This is a genomic window from Streptomyces sp. NPDC097617 (assembly GCF_044761485.1).
GTDB lineage: Bacteria > Actinomycetota > Actinomycetes > Streptomycetales > Streptomycetaceae > Streptomyces.
In genome coordinates this window covers 419,976-443,629 of sequence record NZ_JBIWCL010000003.1, presented here as the reverse complement: position 1 = coordinate 443,629, position 23,654 = coordinate 419,976, and the positions used below count along the sequence as shown (strand labels likewise).

At 72.5% G+C, this 23,654-nt stretch carries 22 protein-coding genes; 10 read left to right on the top strand and 12 right to left on the bottom strand.

Annotation, left to right across the window (positions count from 1 at the left end):
• The first annotated feature begins 76 nt into the window (after window positions 1–76).
• Entirely contained in the window at window positions 77–430 is a 354-nt protein-coding gene (locus tag ACIQZO_RS08455; protein ID WP_403621967.1) for a hypothetical protein, read from the top strand.
• A 73-nt stretch (window positions 431–503) separates the two neighbouring features.
• Here the strand turns inward: ACIQZO_RS08455 and hutH are convergent, their stop codons facing one another.
• From hutH to ACIQZO_RS08430, 5 genes are all read right to left on the bottom strand, one after another.
• A complete protein-coding gene (gene hutH / locus ACIQZO_RS08450) occupies window positions 504–2,045 on the bottom strand; it encodes a histidine ammonia-lyase (RefSeq protein WP_403622158.1) in 1,542 nt (513 codons plus the stop codon).
• A 107-nt stretch (window positions 2,046–2,152) separates the two neighbouring features.
• Window positions 2,153–3,268: a diguanylate cyclase domain-containing protein gene (locus tag ACIQZO_RS08445; RefSeq protein ID WP_403621964.1), complete on the bottom strand. Its 1,116-nt coding sequence runs from the start codon at window positions 3,266–3,268 to the stop codon at window positions 2,153–2,155.
• 151 nt (window positions 3,269–3,419) lie between these two features.
• A complete protein-coding gene (locus ACIQZO_RS08440; RefSeq protein WP_403621961.1) occupies window positions 3,420–4,241 on the bottom strand; it encodes an enoyl-CoA hydratase/isomerase family protein in 822 nt (273 codons plus the stop codon).
• Window positions 4,242–4,265: 24 nt separating this feature from the next.
• Entirely contained in the window at window positions 4,266–5,435 is a 1,170-nt protein-coding gene (locus ACIQZO_RS08435) for an adenylate/guanylate cyclase domain-containing protein (protein ID WP_403621959.1), read from the bottom strand.
• A 217-nt stretch (window positions 5,436–5,652) separates the two neighbouring features.
• On the bottom strand, window positions 5,653–6,519 hold the full coding sequence (locus ACIQZO_RS08430; RefSeq protein WP_403621956.1) for a biotin--[acetyl-CoA-carboxylase] ligase: 867 nt from the start codon (window positions 6,517–6,519) through the stop codon (window positions 5,653–5,655).
• Between the two features lie 131 nt (window positions 6,520–6,650).
• Here ACIQZO_RS08430 and ACIQZO_RS08425 point away from each other — a divergent pair, with 131 nt between their 5' ends.
• The 4 genes from ACIQZO_RS08425 (at window position 6,651) to ACIQZO_RS08410 (ending at window position 9,375) form a co-directional block, all read left to right on the top strand.
• Complete coding sequence (locus ACIQZO_RS08425; protein WP_403621953.1) at window positions 6,651–8,246, top strand: acyl-CoA carboxylase subunit beta; 1,596 nt, start codon at window positions 6,651–6,653, stop codon at window positions 8,244–8,246.
• Window positions 8,247–8,267: 21 nt separating this feature from the next.
• A complete protein-coding gene (locus ACIQZO_RS08420) occupies window positions 8,268–8,474 on the top strand; it encodes an acyl-CoA carboxylase epsilon subunit (RefSeq protein WP_403622155.1) in 207 nt (68 codons plus the stop codon).
• Window positions 8,475–8,554: 80 nt separating this feature from the next.
• Window positions 8,555–8,689: a morphogenic membrane protein MmpB gene (gene mmpB, locus ACIQZO_RS08415; protein ID WP_327415968.1), complete on the top strand. Its 135-nt coding sequence runs from the start codon at window positions 8,555–8,557 to the stop codon at window positions 8,687–8,689.
• Between the two features lie 56 nt (window positions 8,690–8,745).
• Complete coding sequence (locus ACIQZO_RS08410) at window positions 8,746–9,375, top strand: Maf family protein (protein WP_403621951.1); 630 nt, start codon at window positions 8,746–8,748, stop codon at window positions 9,373–9,375.
• Here ACIQZO_RS08410 and ACIQZO_RS08405 read toward each other — a convergent pair.
• Both ACIQZO_RS08405 and ACIQZO_RS08400 read right to left on the bottom strand, forming a co-directional pair.
• Window positions 9,356–9,835, bottom strand: coding sequence for a hypothetical protein (locus tag ACIQZO_RS08405; protein ID WP_403621948.1), 480 nt, complete (start codon window positions 9,833–9,835; stop codon window positions 9,356–9,358). The two genes, ACIQZO_RS08410 and ACIQZO_RS08405, sit on opposite strands and share 20 nt — an antisense overlap.
• Before the next feature lie 49 nt (window positions 9,836–9,884).
• Window positions 9,885–11,216 carry an MFS transporter gene (locus tag ACIQZO_RS08400; protein ID WP_403621945.1) on the bottom strand — a complete coding sequence of 444 codons (1,332 nt, stop codon included), beginning with the start codon at window positions 11,214–11,216 and terminating at the stop codon, window positions 9,885–9,887.
• A 694-nt stretch (window positions 11,217–11,910) separates the two neighbouring features.
• On the opposite strand from ACIQZO_RS08400, the gene ACIQZO_RS08395 reads away from it, so the two are divergent.
• Entirely contained in the window at window positions 11,911–13,674 is a 1,764-nt protein-coding gene (locus tag ACIQZO_RS08395; RefSeq protein ID WP_403621943.1) for an acetyl/propionyl/methylcrotonyl-CoA carboxylase subunit alpha, read from the top strand.
• A gap of 127 nt (window positions 13,675–13,801) precedes the next feature.
• Here ACIQZO_RS08395 and ACIQZO_RS08390 read toward each other — a convergent pair whose 3' ends face one another.
• The gene (locus tag ACIQZO_RS08390; protein ID WP_403621941.1) at window positions 13,802–14,752 is read right to left on the bottom strand and encodes a DeoR/GlpR family DNA-binding transcription regulator; all 951 of its coding nucleotides are present in this window, start codon (window positions 14,750–14,752) and stop codon (window positions 13,802–13,804) included.
• 175 nt (window positions 14,753–14,927) lie between these two features.
• Window positions 14,928–16,367, bottom strand: coding sequence for an NAD(P)H-quinone dehydrogenase (locus ACIQZO_RS08385; RefSeq protein WP_403621939.1), 1,440 nt, complete (start codon window positions 16,365–16,367; stop codon window positions 14,928–14,930).
• Between the two features lie 173 nt (window positions 16,368–16,540).
• On the opposite strand from ACIQZO_RS08385, the gene ACIQZO_RS08380 reads away from it, so the two are divergent.
• The 3 genes from ACIQZO_RS08380 to ACIQZO_RS08370 all read left to right on the top strand — a co-directional run bounded on the left by ACIQZO_RS08380 (window position 16,541) and on the right by ACIQZO_RS08370 (window position 19,698).
• Window positions 16,541–16,978: a gamma-glutamylcyclotransferase gene (locus tag ACIQZO_RS08380; protein ID WP_030387598.1), complete on the top strand. Its 438-nt coding sequence runs from the start codon at window positions 16,541–16,543 to the stop codon at window positions 16,976–16,978.
• A 226-nt stretch (window positions 16,979–17,204) separates the two neighbouring features.
• A complete protein-coding gene (locus ACIQZO_RS08375) occupies window positions 17,205–18,011 on the top strand; it encodes a purine-nucleoside phosphorylase (RefSeq protein ID WP_403621937.1) in 807 nt (268 codons plus the stop codon).
• 28 nt (window positions 18,012–18,039) lie between these two features.
• Window positions 18,040–19,698 carry a phospho-sugar mutase gene (locus ACIQZO_RS08370; RefSeq protein WP_403621934.1) on the top strand — a complete coding sequence of 553 codons (1,659 nt, stop codon included), beginning with the start codon at window positions 18,040–18,042 and terminating at the stop codon, window positions 19,696–19,698.
• A 237-nt stretch (window positions 19,699–19,935) separates the two neighbouring features.
• Here ACIQZO_RS08370 and ACIQZO_RS08365 read toward each other — a convergent pair whose 3' ends face one another.
• Genes ACIQZO_RS08365 through afsQ1 form a run of 3 tightly spaced genes read right to left on the bottom strand, consistent with a single transcriptional unit; the run spans window position 19,936 to window position 22,719 of the window.
• On the bottom strand, window positions 19,936–20,574 hold the full coding sequence (locus tag ACIQZO_RS08365) for a hypothetical protein (RefSeq protein WP_403621932.1): 639 nt from the start codon (window positions 20,572–20,574) through the stop codon (window positions 19,936–19,938).
• On the bottom strand, window positions 20,558–21,988 hold the full coding sequence (locus ACIQZO_RS08360; RefSeq protein WP_403622152.1) for an ATP-binding protein: 1,431 nt from the start codon (window positions 21,986–21,988) through the stop codon (window positions 20,558–20,560). The genes ACIQZO_RS08365 and ACIQZO_RS08360 overlap by 17 nt, the downstream gene beginning before the upstream one ends.
• 53 nt (window positions 21,989–22,041) lie before the next feature.
• The gene (gene afsQ1 / locus ACIQZO_RS08355) at window positions 22,042–22,719 is read right to left on the bottom strand and encodes a two-component system response regulator AfsQ1 (protein WP_063754818.1); all 678 of its coding nucleotides are present in this window, start codon (window positions 22,717–22,719) and stop codon (window positions 22,042–22,044) included.
• A 189-nt stretch (window positions 22,720–22,908) separates the two neighbouring features.
• On the opposite strand from afsQ1, the gene ACIQZO_RS08350 reads away from it, so the two are divergent.
• Complete coding sequence (locus ACIQZO_RS08350) at window positions 22,909–23,607, top strand: SigE family RNA polymerase sigma factor (protein WP_403621927.1); 699 nt, start codon at window positions 22,909–22,911, stop codon at window positions 23,605–23,607.
• The last annotated feature ends 47 nt before the right edge of the window (window positions 23,608–23,654 follow it).

Here is a 23,654-nt window from a genome sequence, read left to right as displayed (position 1 = left end):
CTTTCCCACGACCCGCCCCTTTCCGTAGCATCACCGCACACGGCCAATTCGCTGCTGCCACAAGGGGGATCGCACCGTGTCCGCACGCCGACCGCTGCTCACCGCTCTCGGAGCGACCACCCTCCTCGGCGCCCTGTGGTTCGTCCCCTCGGCGGGCGCCACTTCCCCGGGTGCCGAAGAGACCCGTTCCACCGCGCCCACCGGCGCGAACACCCCGGGAACGACCGCCGACGCCTCCGATTCCACCGATTCCGCCGACGTCCGCGGGACGGTCACCGGGACGTCCGCCCGGCCCGCCGCGCAGCCCCAGTCGCTGCTCGCCGACACCGGGTCCATCGACACCACCCCCTACCTGCTGGGCGGCACCCTCTTCCTCGGGGTCGGGGCCGCCGCCGTGGCCTTCTCCGTCCGCCGCTCGCACTCCCCGTAGTCCCGCACGTACGGAGGGCCGCCCCGGGCTCGGATCCCGGGGCGGCCCTCCGTACGGCGTGCGCGGCCCGCCGTCAGGCGAGCGGACCCGTCACCGGCTCCACCGCGGCGACGAGGCCGCCGCTGCGGACGAACGCGTCGGCCGCGGCCAGGTCGGGGGCGAGGAAACGATCCGGCCCGGGACCCTGCACGCCGGCCGCACGGGCGGCCGCGATCGCGGCCTGGCTGGCCGGGGCCGGCGTCAGCCCGTGGCGCAGCTCGATGGCGCGGGTGGCCGCGTACATCTCGATCGCGATGATCCGCGTCAGGTTGTCGACGGCGGTACGGAGCTTGCGCGCGGCCGACCAGCCCATCGAGACGTGGTCCTCCTGCATGGCGGAGGAGGGGATCGAGTCGGCCGAGGCGGGCACCGCGAGCCGCTTCATCTCGCTGACCAGGGCGGCCTGCGTGTACTGGGCGATCATCAGACCGGAGTCCACGCCGGCGTCGTCCGCGAGGAAGGGCGGCAGGCCGTGCGAGCGGTTCTTGTCGAGCAGCCGGTCGGTGCGGCGCTCGGCGATGGAGCCGAGGTCGGCGGCCGCGATGGCGAGGAAGTCCAGCACGTAGGCGACCGGGGCCCCGTGGAAGTTGCCGTTGGACTCCACGCGCCCGTCGGGCAGCACCACCGGATTGTCGACGGCGGCGGCCAGCTCGCGGGAGGCGACCAGGGCGGCGTGCGCCATGGTGTCGCGGCCGGCGCCGGCGACCTGCGGGGCGCAGCGCACGGAGTACGCGTCCTGCACGCGCGGGGCGGTCTCCTCCTGGTAGTGGCGGACGAGCCCGGAGCCCTCCAGGACGGCGGCCATGTTCGCGGCGGAGGCACCCTGACCGGGGTGCGGGCGGATGGCGTGCAGCTCGGGCTGGAGCACCTTCTCCGTACCGAGCAGCGCCTCCAGGGTCAGCGCGGCGGTGATGTCGGCGGAGGTGTAGAGCCTGCCGAGGTCGGCGAGGGCCATCACCAGCATGCCGAGCATGCCGTCGGTGCCGTTGAGGAGGGCCAGGCCCTCCTTCTCCCGGAGCACGACGGGCTCGATGCCGGCCTCGGCGAGCAGCTCGCCGGCGGGGCGGACGGTGCCGTCCGGGCCCTCGGCGTCGCCCTCACCCATGAGCGCGAGCGCGCAGTGGGACAGCGGCGCGAGGTCGCCGGAGCAGCCGAGGGAGCCGTACTCGTGGACGACGGGGGTGATCCCGGCGTTGAGCACGTCAGCCATGGTCTGCGCGACGGAGGGGCGCACGCCGGTGTGCCCGGAGGCGACGGTCTTCAGGCGCAGGAACATCAGCGCGCGGACGACCTCGCGCTCGACGCGCGGGCCCATGCCGGCGGCGTGCGAGCGGACGATGTTGCGCTGGAGCTGGGCACGCAGCTCGGGGCTGATGTGCCGGGAGGCGAGGGCGCCGAACCCGGTGGACACCCCGTAGACGGGCTCGGGCTTGGCGGCGAGGGCGTCGACGATCTCGCGGGCCCGGGCGAGAGCTTCGAGTGCCTCGGCGGAGAGCTCGATGCGTGCGTTGCCGCGGGCTACGGCGATGACGTCCTCGGCGGTGGTCCCGGACGTCCCCACCACGACAGTGTGCATATCCATATTCAGCACCCTACGGATTGAATCGCTTCATGTCACTAGCTTGCACTGTCACGATCGCGGCGCGGGTGGGCCCCTTACGGTCCGACGCCCCGGGCGGCCGGTCACGGCCGGCCCCGGAAACGGCGCCGCTCCCCGGGAGCCTCCTGCGCGGCGGCGTCCGCGAGCCGGACCACCGCGGTGTCCCGGCCCGCCACCACCGGCTTCGGCGAACGCGCCGCCTTGGCCTTGTACTGGGCGGCGTCCGCGAGCCGGAACAGCCGCCGGGAGGACTTCACGAGCCCGATCGGGTCCCCGGTGGAGGCCACCCCGCAGGCCACCCCCTCGCCCAGCTCCAGCTCGCCGGCCCGGTTGCACACCTCCTCGGTGACGCGCACGATCTCGTCCGCCGTGGGGCCGACCCCGACCAGGCAGAACTCGTCGCCGCCGAGGCGGGCCACCAGCGACCCGGGCAGCATGGCCCCGCACAGGCTCAGTACCGACCCGAAGCGCTCCAGCAGCCGGTCGCCCATGGCGTGGCCGAGGGTGTCGTTGACCTTCTTCAGGCCGTTCAGGTCGCAGACGACCAGGCTGACGACCACCCCGGTCCGCCGGTGCTCCTCCAGGGCCTCGTCGAGCCGCATGTCGACGGCCCGCCGGTTCGCGAGCCCGGTCAGCGGGTCGGTGAAGGCGAGCCGCCGGGCCTCCTCCAGCCGCTCGTTCTGCGCGAGACCGGCCGCGACCACGGCGGCGAGCACGGTGGCGAACTCGGCGTCGTCCTCGTCGAAGTCGGGCAGCCCCTCGTCCCGGGCGACGTACAGCTCGCCCCAGGCCCGCCCGCTGAGCACCACGGGCGCCACCACGCAGGTCCCGCGGCCGCGGCGGCGCAGGGCCGCCCCGCGGCGTCCCGGCCGGTCGCCGACGGCGCTGTCGACCCAGGCGTGCGGGCCGCCGCCGCCCACCCAGCGCTCGTGCAGGAACTCGGTGATCTCGGGGAAGTCGTGCACGGGGTACGACTCGTCCTCGGGGAACTCCTCCTCGCCGGCCCGCCGCTCGCCCTCGTTCACGAGCACCCGCAGGCGCCCCCGCTCGCGCTCCCAGGCGGAGATCGCGGCGAACGAGCCGTCGAGCGCCAGGCGCGCCCCCCGCGCGGCCGCCCGCACACTGTCCCGCGGCGCGCACGCCGCGGCCATCGCCTGAGCGAGTCCCACCACGGCTCGTAGCCGCCCGTCAACTCCCATCACCCCAGGCTAGGGACTTTTGTCTGATTTGGAGACAATTGGCGCGGCTTTCGACGGCGCCAAGATCACCAACACCAAGATCGCCAAGGTCGCCGGGGGCAGCCGTTGGCGACCCCGCCCGGACAGCGTCCGGGCGGGGCCCCCGGGGTTGCTACTCCCCCGGCCAGTTCGGCCGGCGCTTCTCGTTGAACGCCGCGACGCCCTCCGCCCGGTCGCCCGAGAAGGCCACCGTCCGCCAGGCCGCGTCCTCGATCTCCAGACCGGCCGCCAGATCCATCCCGTGCCCCAGCCGCAGCGCCCGCTTGGCCGCCCGCAGACCCACCGGGGAGTTCGCCGCCATCCGGGACGCCAGCGCCAGCGCCTCGGCCGTGTCCTGGCCGGCCGGGACCACGGAGTCCACCATCCCCAGGGACAGCGCCTCGGCCGCCTCCACCCGGCGCGCCGTGAAGATCAGCTCGGCGGCCCGGGCCGCACCCACCCGGCGCGGCAGCAGCTGCGTACCCCCGCCGCCGGGGATCACGCCCACCGACACCTCGGGCAGGCCCACCACCGCGGTCTCGTCGGCGACGATCACGTCGCAGGCCAGCGCCAGCTCGAAGCCGCCGCCCAGCGCGAACCCGTGCACGGCCGCGACCGTCGGCATGGGCAGCTCCAGCACGCCCCCGTACGCCCCCCGCGTGGTCGGGCGCTGCCGCACCAGCTCGGCGTCGGAGAGCGAGTTCCGCTCCTTGAGGTCCGCCCCGACGCAGAAGGCCCGCTGCGCCGTGGAGGAGAGCACGACCACGCGCACGGACCGGTCGGCGGCCAGCGCGGCGCAGGCGGCGCCGATGTCGCGGGCCATCGCGGTCGACACCGCGTTCATCGCCTTGGGGCGGTCCAGGACCAGCTCCGCGACCCCGCCCTCGTGGCGGCGTACCGCCACGAACTCCGACTCGAACGCGGACACGGCCTCGGACACGGCCTCGGACGCCATAGGAACCCTCCAGGTTAACGAACGTTACCCGGGGATCTTAGGCTTCCGCCGCGTCAGCGACCAGGGCTCCACAACACCGAGCCCGCGCACCGGCCGCTGCCACATAGGCTGCAGGGCGAACCGGTAGGACGCCCCCTCGTCGGGCGCCGTCTCGGCCTCCTTCTCCGACACCGGAGCGGCTCCGGTCCGGGAGAGTTCCTCGGCCATCGCACCGTCCACCAGGACCGCGTCCTTGGGGGCTATCGACGTCAGCCGGCTGGCCAGGTTCACCGTGGTCCCGAAGACATCGCCCATCCGGGTCGTCACCGTGCCGAAGGCGATCCCGACCCGCAGCTCGGGCATCTGCACGTCGAGCTCCATGGTCTCGATCAGTCGCAGCGCGATCTCCGCGGCCGTCGCCGCGTCGTCGGCGCAGTACAGCACCTCGTCGCCCAGGGTCTTGATCAGCCGGCCGCCGTGCGCGGCCACCAGGTCCGCCGCGGTCGTCTCGAAGGACTCGACCAGCTCGCCGAGCTCCTCCTCCTCCAGCCGCCGCGTCAGGCGTGTGAAGCCCACCAGGTCGGCGAAGCCCACCGCGAGCCGCCGGTCGACCATCTCGTCGTCGTCGGCCACCTGCACCACGCGCCCGGTCGCGGCCGCCAGCTGGCGCCGCCACACGTAGACGAGGAACTCCTCCAGCTCGGGCAGCAGCAGCTCCACCAGCGGGTACGTGACCTCGGTACGGGTCATCCCCGGCTCCGGCGGCTCCGTCAGCCCCTCCAGGAACGAGTCGATCTGCCATTCCGCCAACCGGGCCGTGGTCTGCCCGGTGGACCGCGCCACCTGCACGGCCATCGGCTCGGACAGCAGCCCGGCCTCCACCAGGCCGGCGAGCCGGCGCAGGGCCAGTACGTCGGCCTCGGTCAGCGCCCGGGCCTGCCCGATGTCGGCGAAGCCCATGGCCCGCCAGAAGCGCGAGGCCAGCTCCATGGACACGCCCGCGCTCCGGGCCGCCTGGAACGGGGTGTACCGGCGCTCGGCACCGAGGATCAGCTGCTCCAGCCGGATGGCGAGCGGATCCGCGGTCGGCTGGGCCGTGTGATCGACCTCGTGGTGCGGTGTGTGCTGGTCGCGGCCGATCGGGGTACCCGGGCCGGACGCGGAGCCTCCGCCGGGGGCCGAGGACGCGCTGGACGTAGGGTCGTCGACGGTCAAGGGCCGCCTCCTGTCCATTCCGTGCGCACTGCCCTGCGAACCGGTTGATCACCACGAGCACCGGGATCGCCTAAACCATACGGCAGGTGTGCCGTAGCTCACTCCCCCTCCCCGCTTCCGGCCGCCCGCGACCGGGGGCGGGGTCCGGGGCGCGGCCTCGCAGCCGCGCCTCGCCGGGCAGCCGCGCCCGGCTCCCGTACCCGCGCCAGTACCCGCGTCAGTGCACGGAACGCAGGTGGATGACGTCGCCCGCGCCCACCGCCTCGTGCTGTCCCTCGACCGTGCGGATCACCAGGCGGCCGTCGGTGTCCACCGCTTCGGCCGTTCCGGTGAGGGTGCGCCCGCCGGGCAGCTCCGCGCGGACGTGCCGGCCGAGGGTCGCACAGCCCGCCGCGTAGGTCTCCTGGAGGCCGCTGGCCGCCGGGTCGCCGCCGGCCGCGCGCCAGTTCCCGTACCACTCCTCCAGGGACCGCAGGACGGCCCGCAGCAGCGGGTCGCGGTCGGTGACGGAGGCCTTGGCCAGCGCCAGCGATCCCGCGGTCGGGACCGGCAGCTCGTCCTCGGTCAGGGTGACGTTCAGCCCGATGCCGATGACCACGCCGTCCGCGACGCGCTCGGCGAGGATCCCGCCGGCCTTGCGCTCCTCGCCCTCGACGCTGACCAGCAGGTCGTTGGGCCACTTCAGGGCGGTGTCCACGCCGGCCGCCCGGGACAGCCCGGTCGCGGTGGCCACGCCGGCCAGCAGGGTCAGCCACCCCCACTGCTCCTGCGGCACCGCGCCGCCCGGCTTGAACAGGACGGAGAAGAACAGCCCCGACCGGGCGGGCGCGACCCAGCTCCGGTCGAGCCGCCCGCGCCCGGCACTCTGCTCCTCGGCGACGAACACGGCTCCCTCGGGCAGCTGCGCCGCCCGCGTGGCAAGGTCGGTATTGGTGGACCCGGTACTGGCGACGACCTCCAGAGAGGTCCACAGACCGTCCCCGGTGACGAGCGCCCTCGTGAGGGCGGCGGCATTGAGCGGCGGCCGGTCCAGGCTCGACCAACGACCGGAGGAAGCTCCTGCTGAGGCATCTGATGGCGTCATGCAACCCAATGTAGGTGTGTCAAACGCCGCACTGCCGAGCGCCATGCCCGCCGATACGCTACGCACCAGTAGCCAGCAGTAGTCAATCAATTGACCAGGCAGTTGACACCACGCAGGGAGCCGCGACCCCGATGTCACATCCGTCAGAGCCGATCGACATGCACACCACCGCGGGCAAGATCGCGGATCTGCAGCGCCGCATCGACGAAGCCACCCACGCCGGGTCCGCGCGTGCCGTGGAGAAGCAGCACGCCAAGGGCAAGCTGACGGCGCGTGAGCGGGTTGCCCTACTGCTGGACGAGGGATCCTTCGTCGAGCTCGACGAGTTCGCCCGGCACCGGTCCACCAACTTCGGACTGGAGAAGACCCGGCCGTACGGTGACGGCGTCGTCACCGGCTACGGCACGGTGGACGGCCGCCCGGTGGCCGTGTTCTCGCAGGACTTCACCGTCTTCGGCGGGGCCCTCGGCGAGGTCTACGGCCAGAAGATCATGAAGGTCATGGACTTCGCGCTGAAGACCGGCTGCCCGCTCGTCGGCATCAACGACTCCGGTGGCGCCCGTATCCAGGAGGGCGTCAGCGCCCTGGGCATGTACGGGGAGATCTTCCGCCGCAACGTCCACGCGTCGGGCGTGATCCCGCAGATCAGCCTGGTCGTCGGGCCCTGTGCGGGCGGCGCCGTGTACTCCCCGGCGATCACCGACTTCACGGTCATGGTCGACCAGACCTCGCACATGTTCATCACCGGCCCGGACGTCATCAAGACGGTCACCGGCGAGGACGTCGGCTTCGAGGAGCTGGGCGGGGCGCGCACGCACAACAGCACGTCCGGCGTCGCGCACCACATGGCGGGCGACGAGAAGGACGCCATCGAGTACGTGAAGTCGCTGCTCGCGTACCTGCCGTCGAACAACCTCTCCGAGCCGCCGTCCTTCCCGGAGGACGCGGACACCGAGGTCTGCGACCTCGACCGCGAGCTCGACGTGCTGATCCCGGACAGCGCGAACCAGCCGTACGACATGCACACCGTGATCGAGCACGTGCTCGACGACGGGGAGTTCCTGGAGACCCAGTCGCTCTTCGCGCCGAACATCCTGACCGGTTTCGGCCGGGTCGAGGGCCACCCGGTGGGTGTCGTCGCCAACCAGCCGATGCAGTTCGCCGGCTGCCTGGACATCGACGCCTCCGAGAAGGCGGCGCGGTTCGTGCGGACCTGCGACGCCTTCAACGTCCCGGTGCTGACCTTCGTGGACGTCCCGGGCTTCCTGCCGGGCACCGACCAGGAGTACAACGGAATCATCCGACGCGGCGCGAAGCTGATCTACGCGTACGCCGAGGCCACCGTTCCGCTGATCACCGTCATCACCCGCAAGGCGTTCGGCGGCGCGTACGACGTCATGGGCTCCAAGCACCTCGGCGCCGACCTGAATCTGGCCTGGCCGACCGCGCAGATCGCCGTCATGGGCGCGCAGGGCGCGGTGAACATCCTGCACCGCCGCACCCTCGAGGAGGCGAGGGAGGCCGGCAACGCCGAGGAGACCCGGGCCCGGCTCATCACCGAGTACGAGGACGCGCTGCTCAACCCCTACACGGCGGCCGAGCGCGGGTACATCGACGCGGTGACCATGCCGTCCGAGACCCGGGCCCATGTGGTGAAGGGGCTCCGGCAGCTGCGCACCAAACGGGAGTCCCTGCCGCCGAAGAAGCACGGCAACATCCCCCTCTAGCCCCTCCAGGAGGACTCTGTGGTGATCAAGGTCGTCAAGGGCAACCCGACCCCGGAGGAGCTGGCCGCCGCCCTGGCGGTGGTCCAGGCGCGCGCGGCGATGCTGGCCATGGCGCCGTCGGACGCCCCGCCGCTCGCGGACGAGTGGTCGACGCCGGCCCGTGTGGCCCGGCGGCGGGTGCCGCATCCGGGGCCGCGGGCCTGGGGTCGTACGTACTGGCCCGCGTAGCCGAAATGGTGTGAATGGGCGGTGGCGCCTGAGTACGGGTACTCAGGCGCCACACCCCTGTCCGGGGACAGGATCGGGGCATGCTCTGGTCCGACCCGAAGAACGAGCCGCCCAAGGACATGCGCGACGCGCAGGCGATGATCCGGCGGCTGGGCGTGGTGCTCGCCCTCGCCATGCTCGTGGTGGTGTACGTCCTGGGCGTGGGCCACTTCTAGGGGCTTCGGCCGCCCTGTGGGCTGCCCCGCGGGCCACCCCGCGGGCCGCGCCTACGATGGCGACCATGACTGCCACACCTGAGCCCGCGACCGGGCGCAAGCTCGTCCTCGCCTCCGCCTCTCCCGCCCGGCTGAACCTGCTTCGGCAGGCCGGGCTCGCCCCGCACGTGATCGTCAGCGGTTTCGACGAGGACACCCTGAACCACGACGAGCCGGCCGCCCTGGCGCTGGCCCTGGCCGAGGCGAAGGCGGCCGTCGTGGCGGGCCTGGACGAGGCCGCCGGCGCGCTGGTGATCGGCTGCGACTCGGTGCTGGAGCTGGACGGCGAGGCGCTGGGCAAGCCGGTGGACGCCGACGAGGCCACCGCGCGCTGGAAGTCGATGCGCGGGCGGGCCGGCGTCCTGCGCACCGGGCACTGTGTGATCGACACGGCCGACGGCCGCCAGGTCTCGGCCACGGCGTCCACGACGGTGCGCTTCGGCGAGCCGACGGACGCGGAGGTGGCCGCGTACGTGGCGAGCGGGGAACCCCTGCACGTGGCGGGGGCGTTCACCCTGGACGGGCTGTCGGCGCCGTTCATCGACGGCATCGACGGCGATCACGGCAACGTCATCGGGCTCTCGCTGCCGCTGCTGCGCTCCCTGCTGGGCGAACTGGACGTGTCCATCACGGACTTGTGGGCTTGAGCTCCCCCATGGGCGGCGCGGGCGGCAGCGGCGGGGTGTCCTCGCCGGGGTCGCTCCCGCCGCCGGACGGCCGGGCCGCGTAGAGCGTCAGGGTCAGCACGAGGAGACACAGGATCAGCATCATCGTCGCGAAGGCGGCCCAGCCGACCAGGGCGACGGAGAGCACGCCGAGCACCCCGTGCGTGACGGCGCCGCTGATGAGCACGATGCGGCCGAAGCGGTTCGGGGGGCGGTCGGTGAGGGCGGCGACGGCGACGAGCACGGCGCACAGGACGAGGAAGGCGCCCATGCCCGCCCCCATCGCGTAGGTCGCCTTGGACATGACGTCCGGATCGCTGCCCGCGATGGACATCGACTGGTTCGCCGTGGTCCGGCCCAGCACGATGTGGACGAGCACGAGCAGCGCCGCTTCCACGACGAGCACGATCGCGGCCACTGCGGCCACGAGTCTTCGCAGCACGAGCCCCCACCCCCCACGTGTCACAAGCCTGTTCGACGCCTGGAGGCTACTAACGAGTAGCCCGGCGGGCAAGACATCCGCACACCCGGGTTACCGAAGGCGGGCCCGGGGTCCCGCCCCGCGGCGCCACTAGGACTTCGCCTTCTTCTCCCGCGGCCAGAGGGTGTACGACCAGGACCAGAGGGTGTCGATCACCCAGACGGTCAGCCAGATCCGGCCGAACCAGACCAGCGGTCCGCGTCGGTCGTCGGGCACGCCTCCGTCCGTGATCTGCCATACGAGCCAGCTGGAGTCCAGGGCCCCGAGCACCAGTTGCCCGAGCGCGAACGCGACCGTGTGGATGTACCAGTCCCGCCGCTCCTTGCGGGCGTGGGCCCGGGGCCCGGGGACGGCCTGCGCCGGCGGCCGGGCCGCTTCCGGCTCGCTCGTATCCCTGCCGTGCCTGCCCTCTCCCACGTGTACGGTCACCGGCCCGGCCTCGGCCCCGAGCCCGGCCGGGGCCGAGGGCGAGGGCGGCGGCGAACAGCGCACTCGCGGCGAACGAGGCGACCATGGTCGGCGTACGGCCGAGCCGGTCGGTGAGGCGGTGCGCGTGCTCCGGCAGCAGGACGAACACCGCGAACCCGGGGGCGAAGACCAGCGCGATCTCGTGCGGGGACAGCTCCAGGTCCCCCTGGAGCCGGAGCAGCAGGAGCATCCACAGCCCGGCCTCGGCGGCGGCCGTCACCGCGGACACCACCATCAGCGGCAGCAGCCGGCGCTCCGCCGCCCCCCGCCGGTCCCCCCGGCTCGTTCCGGCGCGGGTCGCCCCTTCGTCGCGGGGTCCGCGCAGCAGCGAGGCGGCGGCCACCGCACAGGCGGCGCTGCCCAGCCAGAACAGCAGCGGGTAGCCGCCGCGTTCCAGCAGGGAGAAGGCCACCAGGTACCCGATGAGGGCCCCTTGGCCCTCCGCCGACAGCAACGCGCCGTAGGCGGAGGTGCTGTCGCTGTCCCGCGCCCGCTGCCCGGTCCAGGCCCGCAGCGCGACCCAGAAAAGGGCCCCGCCCGCGCCGCCCAGGCCCGCCGCGACGAAGGCCGTCACAAGGGAGTCGGCGAGCGCGTACCCCGCGAACGACAGCGCGTACAGCCCGGCACCGGCCGCGGCCACCCGCCGCCGGTCGAAGCGGTCGGCCAGCTCCCCGGCCAGCGGGCGCACGATCAGCGAGAGCGCCGCCCCGAAGGCGACGAGGGCGCCGACCGCGGCGGCCCCGGCGTGCAGCGTGGACCCCGCCCACAGCGGGAGCAGGAAATCGAGTACTTCCGCCGGGGCGCTCGCGAACAGGGCGGCCGACAGCACCCGGCGCCCGGCCGGGTCCTTCGGCACCTTCGTGCCCGCCCTCACGCTCCGAGCCCCGTCTCCGGCGTGTTCACCCCGGCGGGCACGGGCACCGGCCCGGGGGATAAGTGGGCCACGGCCATGGCATCGTCCTCGTCTCGCGGTCGTTGATCGATCCTCCAGCGGGAGGACGCCGTTCGGAGCGCCGGGGTTGTCACCTCGCCGGTATCCGGGCCGCCACCGGGAGCGCCGGGAAGGGCCGGTCCATCGCCGATCCCCCGCCGGTGTCCCTCGCCGGTGTCCTGCGGCGGTGTCCTGCGGCGATGCCGCGTGGCCCGCCGTCGCCGGCCCCGATGTTCGACCATCCGCAGTACACCCCCGGCGCGCTGCCGTCCCCGCGGGCCACCGTGGACCACATCGCTGTGGGTACGGTGTTGCCCCGGTCCGCCCTGTGGGACAACGGGGCTACCAATCAGTAAACAAGGGGACAACTCCTCTCACGACCGCAAAGAAACCGTGGACCGTTCGTAGGGACTCGACAAAGAATCACCCGGGGCCGCTGACCGGAGGAACAGAGACCTTGGATACATGACGGGGTTACTGTGCAGTCGGGGATCCCCCTGACCTGGGGCGCCACAAGGGTTCTCCGGCGGATCGAACCTCGCATCACACTCTGTGTGGGCAAGGTCACCACCGGGGAAGGGTCGAAAGGCCGTGTGGGCTGTCCCTAAACTCAGCTTGTTTCAAGGAGGGAGCCATCGTGCGCAAGGTGCTCATCGCCAACCGTGGCGAAATCGCTGTCCGCGTTGCTCGGGCCTGCCGGGACGCCGGGATCGCGAGCGTAGCCGTCTACGCCGATCCGGACCGGGACGCTCTGCACGTCCGCGCGGCCGACGAAGCTTTCGCGTTGGGCGGTGACACCCCGGCCACCAGCTACCTGGACTTCTCCAAGGTCCTCCAGGCCGCAGCCGACTCCGGTGCGGACGCCATCCACCCCGGATACGGCTTCCTCTCCGAGAACGCCGACTTCGCCCAGGCCGTGATCGACGCCGGTCTCACCTGGATCGGCCCGCCGCCGCAGGCCATCCGCGACCTCGGCGACAAGGTGGCCGCCCGTCACATCGCCCAGCGCGCCGGTGCCCCGCTGGTCGCCGGTACGCCGGACCCGGTCTCCGGGGCCGATGAGGTCGTCACGTTCGCCAAGGAGCACGGCCTGCCGATCGCGATCAAGGCCGCCTTCGGCGGTGGCGGTCGCGGCCTGAAGGTCGCCCGCACCCTCGAAGAGGTGCCGGAGCTCTACGACTCCGCCGTCCGCGAGGCCGTCGCCGCCTTCGGCCGCGGTGAGTGCTTCGTCGAGCGCTACCTCGACAAGCCGCGCCACGTCGAGACCCAGTGCCTGGCCGACTCGCACGGCAACGTCGTCGTCGTGTCGACCCGTGACTGCTCCCTGCAGCGCCGCCACCAGAAGCTCGTGGAGGAGGCCCCGGCGCCCTTCCTGAGCGAGGCTCAGAACGCGGAGCTGTACGCCGCCTCCAAGGCCATCCTGAAGGAAGCCGGCTACGTCGGCGCCGGCACGGTCGAGTTCCTGGTCTCCGCCGACGGCCTGATCTCCTTCCTGGAGGTCAACACCCGCCTCCAGGTCGAGCACCCGGTCACCGAAGAGGTCGCCGGCATCGACCTGGTCCGCGAGATGTTCCGCATCGCCGACGGCGAGGAGCTCGGCTACGGCGACCCGGTCCTGCGCGGTCACTCCATCGAGTTCCGCATCAACGGCGAGGACCCGGGCCGCGGCTTCCTCCCGGCCCCGGGCACGGTCACCAAGTTCAACGCCCCCTCCGGCCCCGGTGTCCGCCTCGACGCGGGCGTCGAGTCCGGCTCCGTGATCGGCCCGGCCTGGGACTCGCTCCTGGCCAAGCTGATCATCACCGGCGCCACCCGCGAGCAGGCCCTCCAGCGCGCGGCGCGCGCCCTGGCCGAGTTCGAGGTCGAGGGCATGGCCACCGCCATCCCCTTCCACCGTGCGGTCGTCGTCGACCCGGCGTTCGCCCCCACGGACGGCAGCCCGTTCACCGTCTTCACCCGGTGGATCGAGACCGAGTTCGTCAACGAGATCCCGGCGTTCACGGCTCCGGCCGTGGACGACATCGAGGACGAGCCGGGCCGCGAGACGGTGGTCGTCGAGGTCGGCGGCAAGCGCCTCGAGGTCTCGCTCCCGTCCTCCCTGGGCATGACCCTGGCCCGTACGGCCGCCGCGGGCGGCGCGAAGCCGAAGCGCCGCGCGGCCAAGAAGTCCGGCCCGGCCGCCTCCGGCGACACCCTGGCCTCCCCGATGCAGGGCACGATCGTCAAGGTCGCGGTCGAGGAGGGCCAGCAGGTCAACGAGGGCGACCTGATCGTCGTCCTCGAAGCCATGAAGATGGAGCAGCCGCTCAACGCGCACCGCTCGGGCACGATCGTCGGCCTCACGGCCGAGGTCGGCGCGTCGGTCACGTCGGGCGCGACGATCTGCGAGATCAAGGACTGACGTCCGAGAACGCCTCAAACGCCGGCGGGGCTGGAAAATCCAGCCCCGCCGGCGTTTGAGGCGAGGGGGTCCGGGGGCCGGGGGCCGGGGGTCCGGGGCAGCGCCCCGGCAGACAGCCCGCGGGTACCTAACGGCGGCGCATGTCGGCCACGCGGGCCCGCTCCGCCTGGGGCTCCAGCATCCCGCCGGCCGCACTGCGCAACTGCGCCGTCGGCCCACCCCGCCTCTGCACCGGCAGCGGCGACTCGCGGCGCGGCCGCCGCCCCTGCATCCCGTCCGCACCGCCGGGGGCCACCGCCCCGCCCGCCACGGTGATCTGCACGCCCTGGTCCGCCAGTGCCTGCAGCTCCGTACCCGCCCGGTCGTCGTGCGGCGGCGGCTCGTCCGTCACCAGCCGCGTCATCACATCGGTGGGCACGGTCTGGAACATCGTGTCGGTACCGAGCTTCGTGTGGTCGGCCAGCACCACCACCTCCGCCGCCGCCTGCACCAGCGCCCGGTCCACGCTGGCGGACAGCATGTTGGACGTGGACAGCCCGCGCTCGGCGGTCAGACCGCTGCCCGACAGGAAGGCCCGGGACACCCGCAGTCCCTGGAGGGACTGCTCGGCTCCGCTTCCCACGAGGGCGTAGTTGGACCCGCGCAGGGTGCCGCCGGTCATGACCACCTCCACCCGGTTCGCGTGGGCCAGGGCCTGGGCGACGAGCAGCGAGTTGGTGACGACGGTCAGTCCGGGCACCCGGGCGAGCCGGCGGGCCAGCTCCTGGGTCGTGGTGCCCGCGCCGACGACGACGGCCTCGCCCTCTTGCACGAGGGAGGCCGCGACATCGGCAATGGCGGTCTTCTCCGCCGTCGCGAGATGGGACTTTTGCGGAAAGCCGGACTCCCGCGTGAAACCGCCCGGCAAGACCGCACCGCCGTGTCGGCGGTCGAGGAGTCCTTCTGCCTCCAGTGCCCGCACGTCCCGCCGTACGGTCACTTCGGAGGTCTGGACGACGCGGGCGAGCTCCCGGAGCGATACCGCTCCGTTGGCCCGCACCATTTCGAGGATCAATTGGCGACGTTCTGCAGCGAACACGAAACTGACAGTAACCCCAACGTCCGTCTGCTTTCAGCTCTTTGCGCCGGAATACCGAAGTTGTCCATAAGGTGGGGCGACTGGTGGTATACGCGGCCCGAGAGTTGCGTGAACATCTCGCCACGAAACGGCGCTCCGCCCCAAACCCCTTACGGTATGGGGCGGTTAGGCCGGATCAGGCCTCTCCGGCGCTCTTGCGCGTGTGGAGCTGACGCGCCACCTCTGCGATCGATCCCGACAGCGAGGGGTACACGGTGAACGCGTTTGCGATCTGCTCGACCGTCAGATTGTTGTCGACCGCGATCGAGATGGGGTGGATCAGCTCGCTCGCCCGCGGGGAAACGACCACACCACCGACGACGATGCCGGTGCCCGGGCGGCAGAACAGCTTCACGAAGCCGTCCCGGATGCCCTGCATCTTGGCGCGCGGGTTGCGCAGCAGCGGGAGCTTCACCACACGGGCGTCGATCTTGCCGGCGTCCACGTCCGCCTGGGTGTAGCCGACGGTGGCGATCTCCGGGTCGGTGAAGACGTTCGAGGAGACCGTCTTCAGGTTCAGCGGGGCCACCGCGTCACCGAGGAAGTGGTACATCGCGATGCGCCCCTGCATCGCAGCGACCGACGCGAGCGCGAAGACGCCCGTGACGTCACCGGCGGCGTACACGCCGGGCGCGGAGGTGCGCGAGACCTTGTCGGTCCAGATGTGCCCGGAGTCCTTGAGCCGGACCCCGGACTCCTCCAGGTTCATGTTCTTGGTGTTCGGGATCGCGCCGACCGCCATCAGGCAGTGCGTACCGGTCAGCACGCGGCCGTCGGAGAGGGTGACCTCGACCCGGTCGCCCACCCGCTTGGCGGATTCGGCCCGGGAGCGCCCGACGACGTTCATGCCGCGGCGCCGGAAGACGTCCTCCAGTACGGCGGCCGCGTCCGGGTCCTCGCCGGGCAGCACGCGGTCGCGGGAGGACACGAGGGTGACCCGGGACCCGAGGGCCTGGTACGCGCCGGCGAACTCGGCGCCGGTCACACCGGAGCCGACCACGATGAGCTCCTCGGGGAGCTCGTCGAGGTCGTAGACCTGGGTCCAGTTCAGGATCCGCTCGCCGTCGGGCATGGCGTCGGGGATCTCGCGGGGGTGGCCGCCGGTCGCGATCAGCACGGCGTCGGCGGTCAGGATGGTCTCGGTGCCGTCGGCGGCGGTGACGATGACGTCGCGCGTGCCGTCGATGCCCTGCGGGCCGCCGAGCTTGGCGCGGCCGCGCACCACGCGGGCGCCGGCCCGGGTGACGGAGGCCGTGATGTCGTGCGACTGGGCGAGCGCGAGGCGCTTGACGCGCCGGTTCACCTTGCCGAGGTCCACGCCGACGACGCGCGCGGCCTGCTCGATGTGCGGGGTGTCGTCCGCGACGACGATGCCGAGCTCCTCGTACGAGGAGTCGAAGGTCGTCATCACCTCGGCGGTCGCGATCAGAGTCTTGGAGGGTACGCAGTCGGTGAGGACCGAGGCCCCGCCCAGACCGTCGCAGTCGACGACGGTCACCTCCGCGCCGAGCTGGGCCCCCACCAGGGCTGCCTCATACCCGCCGGGTCCGCCGCCGATGATCACGATCCGGGTCACGAAAAGTCCGCCTCACGTCTACCCGGTCGGCTGCCGCCCCGGCCGGTGTTCCGGGGGGTCTCCCCGGGGGATGCATTCCGTGCTCCATTGTCCCGCACGCTTCACGGTGCTTCGCGCCCGGTCCCTCCATCCGGGCACGCGTGCACCGGCACCCCTCCCGTACCCTCGACCTCATGTCGCTCTACGCCGCGTACGCCGGCAACCTCGACCCGCGGCTGATGACGCGCCGCGCTCCCCATTCGCCGCTGCGCGGCACGGGCTGGATCAACGACTGGCGGCTGACCTTCGGCGGCGAGCAGATGGGCTGGGAGGGCGCTCTCGCCACGATCGTCGAAGCCCCGCGCCACCAGGTCTTCGTCGCGCTGTACGACATCGCGCCGCTGGACGAGGAGTCAATGGACCGCTGGGAGGGTGTCGGACTCGACATCTACCGCCGGATGCGGGTGCGCGTGCACACGCTGGACGGCGAGGAGGCGGCCTGGGTGTACGTCCTGAACGGCTACGAGGGCGGCCTGCCCTCGGCGCGCTACCTCGGCGAGATCGCCGACGCCGCCGAATCCGCAGGCGCTCCCCACGACTACGTCATGGAAATCCGCAAACGCCCCTGCTGACCCCTTGCGGAGCCCCGCAAGATCAGCCTCGCCGGCGTTTGAGGCGCGGGGTCCGGGGCGGAGCCCCGATCTTTCGACCCCGCCGACGCCCCGGCGCAAGGGCCGCGCGGCCACAACCGTCGCCACGCCCCCGGGGACGATTCGGCGGAAACGACAAGGCAACGATCCGAACACCGTGAGCTGTGCCATCTACGCGCGTAGGCCGGAAGCGGCTACGCTCGTCCGCGTGAACGCATCTGTTACCGACCCCTTCGCCGCCGCCGACGCCGCAGCCGCCCGCCTGCGCGAGCTGACCGGCGCGGACTCCCACGATGTCGCCCTCGTGATGGGCTCCGGCTGGGCCCCCGCCGCAGAGGCGCTCGGCGCCCCCGAGGCCGAGTTCCTCGTCACCGAGCTGCCCGGCTTCCCGCCCGCCGCCGTCGAGGGCCACGGCGGCAAGATCCGCTCGTACAAGATCGGCGAGAAGCGCGCCCTGGTCTTCCTCGGCCGGACCCACTACTACGAGGGCCGCGGCGTCGCCGCCGTCGCCCACGGCGTGCGCACCGCCGTCGCCGCCGGCTGCAAGACCGTCGTGCTGACCAACGGCTGCGGCGGTCTGCGCGAGGGCATGAAGCCCGGCCAGCCCGTCCTGATCAGCGACCACCTCAACCTGACGGCCACCTCGCCGATCGTCGGCGCGAACTTCGTCGACCTCACCGACCTGTACTCGCCGCGCCTGCGCGCGATGTGCAAGGAGATCGACGCGACCCTCGAAGAGGGCGTCTACGTGCAGTTCCCCGGCCCGCACTACGAGACCCCGGCCGAGATCAACATGATCCGCGTCATGGGCGCCGACCTGGTCGGCATGTCCACCGTGCTGGAGGCCATCGCCGCCCGTGAGGCCGGCGCCGAGGTGCTCGGCATCTCGCTGGTCACCAACCTGGCGGCGGGCCTCTCCGGCGAGCCGCTGAACCACGAAGAGGTCCTCCAGGCCGGCCGCGACTCGGCTGCCCGCATGGGCACGCTGCTGACGCAGGTCCTCGCCCGCATCTGATCGACGTACGAGAGGTAAGGCGGAAGCAGTGCAGGAACAGGCACAGGCACAGGACGACCTGATCACCCGGGCGCAGGCCTGGCTGGCCGAGGACCCGGACCCGGAGACCGCGGCGGAGCTGGCCGCGCTCATCGCGTCGGGTGACACCGCGGAGCTCGCGGACCGGTTCTCGGGCACCCTGCAGTTCGGCACCGCCGGACTGCGCGGTGAGATCGGCGCCGGTCCGATGCGGATGAACCGCGGTGTGGTCATCCGGGCCGCGGCGGGTCTCGCGGCCTACCTGAAGGCCCAGGGCCACGACGGCGGCCTGGTCGTCGTCGGCTACGACGCCCGCTACAAGTCGGCGGACTTCGCCCGCGACACCGCGTCCGTCATGATCGGTGCCGGGCTGCGTGCGGCCGTCCTGCCCCGCCCCCTGCCGACGCCCGTCCTCGCGTACGCGATAAGGCACCTCGGCGCTGTCGCCGGCGTCGAGGTGACCGCGAGCCACAACCCTCCCCGCGACAACGGCTACAAGGTCTACCTCGGCGACGGCTCGCAGATCGTCTCCCCGGCCGACAGCGAGATCGCCGCGCAGATCGCGGCGGTCGAGAAGCTGGCCGACGTACCGCGCCCCGAGGCCGGCTGGCAGGAACTCGGTGACGAGGTCCTGGAGGCCTACCTGGCGCGCACGGACGCCGTCCTGACCCCCGGTTCCCCCCGGGGCGTACGGACCGTCTACACGGCCATGCACGGCGTCGGCAAGGACGTCGTCATGGCGGCGTTCGCCCGGCACGGCTTCCCGGAGCCGGTGCTCGTCGCCGAGCAGGCCGAGCCGGACCCGGCCTTCCCGACCGTGGCGTTCCCGAACCCGGAGGAGCCGGGCGCGATGGACCTGGCCTTCGCGAAGGCCGCCGAGGTCCGGCCCGACATCGTGATCGCCAACGACCCGGACGCGGACCGCTGCGCCGTGGCCGTCCCCACCGGGGACGGCTGGCGGATGCTGCGCGGCGACGAGGTCGGCGCGCTGCTGGCGGCCCACCTGGTCCACAAGGGCGCACGCGGCGTCTTCGCGGAGTCCATCGTCTCCTCCAGCCTCCTGGGCCGGATCGCGGAGGCGGCGGGCGTCGGGTACGAGGAGACCCTGACCGGCTTCAAGTGGATCGCCCGTGTCGAGGGCCTGCGCTACGGCTACGAGGAGGCGCTCGGCTACTGCGTGGACCCCGAGGGCGTCCGCGACAAGGACGGCGTGACCGCTGCCCTGCTGGTGGCCGAGCTGGCCTCGGTGCTCAAGGAGCAGGGCCGCACCCTGACCGACCTGCTGGACGATCTGGCGATGGCCCACGGCCTGCACGCCACCGACCAGCTGTCCGTGCGCGTCTCGGACCTGTCGATCATCGCGGACGCGATGGCGGCGCTGCGCGCGCAGCCGCCGGTGTCCCTGGCGGGCCTGCGGGTGGTCTCGGCGGAGGACCTGGCCAAGGGCACGGAGACCCTCCCGCCCACGGACGGCCTGCGCTACTACCTGGACGGCACGTACAAGGCCCGGGTCATCGCCCGCCCGTCGGGCACCGAGCCCAAGCTGAAGTGCTACCTGGAGGTCGTGGTCCCGGTGGCCGAGGCCTCCGACCTGGCCCCGGCCCGCGTCCGCGGCCAGGAGGTCCTGGACGCGATCAAGAAGGACCTCTCCGCGGCCATGGGCATCTGACCTTGGTCCGCGGCGCTCGCGCGCCTCGGCCCCGGGGGGCCTCTCCGCCACGCCGCGGAGCGGCTCGTGTTCACAGCGCGCCGCTGCGCCGGACTCCGTCCGTCGGGCGCGCGGCCGGGGCTTCGGCCCCTGCCCGGCCCGGTCCCGCCCCGTCCGGCGGGACCGGGCTTTCGCACATCCAGCCCGCCGGCGTTTGAGGCGCAGGGGTCCGGGGGCAGCGCCCCCGGCAGCGGCGCGTCAGGACGGGGCCGGCGTGGGGCGGGCGATCTCGCCCAGCGTCGGCACCGACTCCGGCCGCGAGCGCACCGCGTCCGTGCACTCCCAGGCCCGCGGCGGATCCGCGTCCGGCCCGCCCAGGACCACCGGGCCCGGGGTCGCCTTCAGGGCCTCGCTGCCCGCCAGCGTGCACACGATCTGCGAGAGCGCCACCGGCGGCAGGTCCTCCGGCTTGCGGCTGAGCCGCACGGTGCCCTCCGGGTCCCCGGGCCTCGGGGCTCCCGCGGAGAGCCCCACCGGGACCTCGCTCGTGAAGCCGGCGTCCCGCTCTTCCGTGCTCGGCGTCCGCTCCAGCGCTTCCAGCAGCGCCTGAGCGACCATCGCCAGCGGATCCCGTACCGGCTTCTTCTCGGGTACCGGAACCACTCGCTCGACGCCCACCAGCTGCGATCCGCAGACCAGCTCCACCGTGGCCCGGAAGCCCTGCACCCCGCTCGGCTGCGGCTGCGTGTCGCACGACACGCGCGACGGCGCCGCGCCCACGTCCACCGGTACGGTCGTCGCCCGGATCCCGCAGGCCGACGTCGCGAGCAGCGCGGCCGCGACGAAGGGGACCAGCACCGCCGGTACCACCGGCAGGGCCCTACGCATCCTCGTCATCCGCGAGCACCTTTCCCACGTCGACCGGCAGCCGCAGCGTGAACAGCGCCCCGCCGCCCGCCACATTGGCGGCGGTGATGTCGCCACCGTGGATGTGCGCGTTCTCCATGGCGATCGACAGGCCGAGCCCGCTGCCGTCCGACTTGGGCCGCGACGCGCTCGCCTTGTAGAACCGGTCGAAGACGTGCGGCAGGACCTCCTCGGGAATGCCCGGACCGTTGTCCTGCACCGCGATCACCAGCCACTCCCCCTCCACGGTCACCGACACCCGCACCGGCGAGCCGCCGTGCTTGAGCGCGTTGCCGATCAGGTTGGCGAGGATGACGTCCAGGCGGCGCGGGTCGAGCCGGGCCACGATGCCCCGCTCGGCGTCGAGTTCGACCGCGTCGAGCCAGGCCCGGGCGTCGATGCAGGACGTGACCTGGTCGGCGACGTTCACATCGTCCAGCACGAGCCTGGCCGTACCCGCGTCGAAGCGGGTGACCTCCATCAGGTTCTCCACCAGGTTGTTCAGGCGGCGCGTCTCGCTGACGACCAGCGCCACGGCCGGTGCGATCATCGGATCGAGGTCGTCGACCTCCTCCTCCAGCACCTCCGCCACCGCCGTCAGCGCGGTCAGCGGCGTCCGCAGCTCGTGCGACATGTCCGCGACGAAGCGCCGGCTCGCCTCCTCCCGCGCGCTCATGTCGGCGACCTTCTTCTCCAGCGCCTCGGCCGTCTTGTTGAAGGTGTGCGACAGGTCGGCGAGTTCGTCCGTGCCCGACACGTCGAGGCGGTGGTCCAGCTCGCCCTCGCCGAGCCGCCGCGCCGCGTCCCCGAGCCGCTGCACGGGCTTGAGCACGGTACGGGCCGCGGCCTGCGCCAGCAGCGCGGAGCCGAGCAGCGCGAGACCGGTGGCGATGGTCAGCGACCAGCCGAGCGCGTTGAGGTCGTCCCGCTCCTGCGCGAGCGATTTGTACATGTAGCCGGTGGGCCCGCCGCCCACGATCCGCGTCCCGCCGACCAGGTACGGATTGCCGTTCGGCTTCGTCCGCTGCCAGTACACGTGGTACTCGGAATCGTTCGCGGCGGTCGTCTTCTGCCGGTCGTTCACCGCGTTCTGCAGGGACTTCGGTACGTTGGCCAGCCCGAAGGAGTCGGGCCCGGCCGCGCCGAAGATCTGCCGGTTGTCCTTGCCCACCTGCACCAGCAGCACGCTGTACCCGGGGCTGCTGCCCGCCATCAGCTCGGCGGTGCGCTGCAGTTCCTCCGCGGTGGGGTCGGCGGGGAGCGCGGCGGCCCGGTTCTGCATCTCCTGCCGGAAGTCGCCGAGGGCGGCGTCCTGGACGCGGGTGAGGACCGCCTCGCGGTTGAGCCAGTACGCGATGCCCGAGGCCGATACCGCTGCCGTCAGCGCGACCAGGCAGAACACCATGAGGAGCCGCAGCCGCAGGCTGGTCCAGCGCCGGCCCGCGAGCAACGCGCGGATCACTGCGGGGAGTCCAGGCGGTAGCCGACGCCCCGGACGGTCCGGATCAGGGTGGGCGAGGACGGCACGTCCTCGACCTTGGCGCGCAGCCGCTGCACACAGGCGTCGACGAGCCGCGAGTCACCGAGGTAGTCGTGCTCCCAGACCAGCCGCAGCAGCTGCTGGCGCGACAGGGCCTGCCCCGGCCGGCGGCTCAGTTCGAGCAGCAGCCGCAGCTCGGTCGGGGTGAGCTGGAGGTCCTCGCCGTTCTTCGTCACCGTCATGGCGGCCCGGTCGATGACCAGTGAGCCGAAGCTCGCCGAATCGCTCGACTCGCGCTCGCCGCGGCGCAGTACGGCCCGGATGCGGGCGTCCAGGACCCGGCCCTGGACGGGCTTGACGACATAGTCGTCGGCCCCTGACTCCAGGCCCACGACCACGTCGATGTCATCGCTGCGCGCGGTGAGCAGGATGATCGGCAGCTGGTCGGTGCGGCGGATCCTCCGGCACACCTCGAAACCGTCGATCCCGGGCAGCATCACGTCCAGCACGATCAGATCCGGCCGCTGCTCGCGCAGCAGCTTCAGGCCGTCCTCGCCCGTCGCCGCGGTGGCCACACGGTGGCCCTGGCGTGACAGGGAGAGTTCGAGGGCCGTGCGGATGGCGTCGTCGTCCTCGATCAGCAACAGGAAAGGCACGGGCTCATTCTGTCCCATCGGCAGTCGGGAGTTCGACCGCCTGGCGACGTGATCCTGTCGGGGTCCTGTCAGAAGTCGCTGTGACAGGGCTGTGACAGTCGACGGACACCCCGGTTAAGTCGGCCGGGCAATCTTCTATTCAACGCACAACGGACCGAAGCAGAGACACTCCACGACGGGGGGCGCGAGATGAACACGCTGCACAGCACCACGACCAGCGCGGTTGTCACGCGGCTGCACGATGTGAACCGCCGGGCGGGTGTCCGTACGGTGGCGGTCGCCCGTCCCCGGCCGGCCCACGTCGTAGCCATTGACGCAAACCAGTACCGGGCGGTTCCCGCCGCCGAGCAGACGCCCTCCTCCACCTCGGAGGCGGAGTTCACGGCGTACGTCCAGGAGCGGCGGGCCGCGCTCTACGCGACGGCCTTCCACCTCACCGGCGACCGGTACGAGGCCGAGGACCTGCTGCAGAGCGCGCTGTTCTCCACGTACCGCGCCTGGGACCGGATCAGCGACAAGGCGGCCGTCGGCGGCTACCTGCGCCGCACGATGACGAACCTGCACATCAGCGCGTGGCGCCGGCGGAAGCTGAACGAGTACCCGACCGAGGAGCTGCCGGAGACGGCCTCCGACACGGACGCGATGCGCGGTACGGAGCTGCGCGCGGTCCTGTGGCAGGCACTGACCCGCATCCCGGAGCCGCAGCGCACCATGCTGGTGCTCCGCTACTACGAGGGCCGCACGGACCCGGAGATCGCGGAGATCCTCGGCATCAGCGTCGGCACGGTGAAGTCGAGCATCTGGCGCTCGCTGCGCCGCCTGCGCGAGGACGAGGCGCTGAGCTTCGGCCGTGACGAGGCGGAGTCCTTCGGGGAGCTCGTCGCGTAACGGCGCACGCAAAAGCCATCGGGCCAGGGGGCCCGTCCTACGGGGGT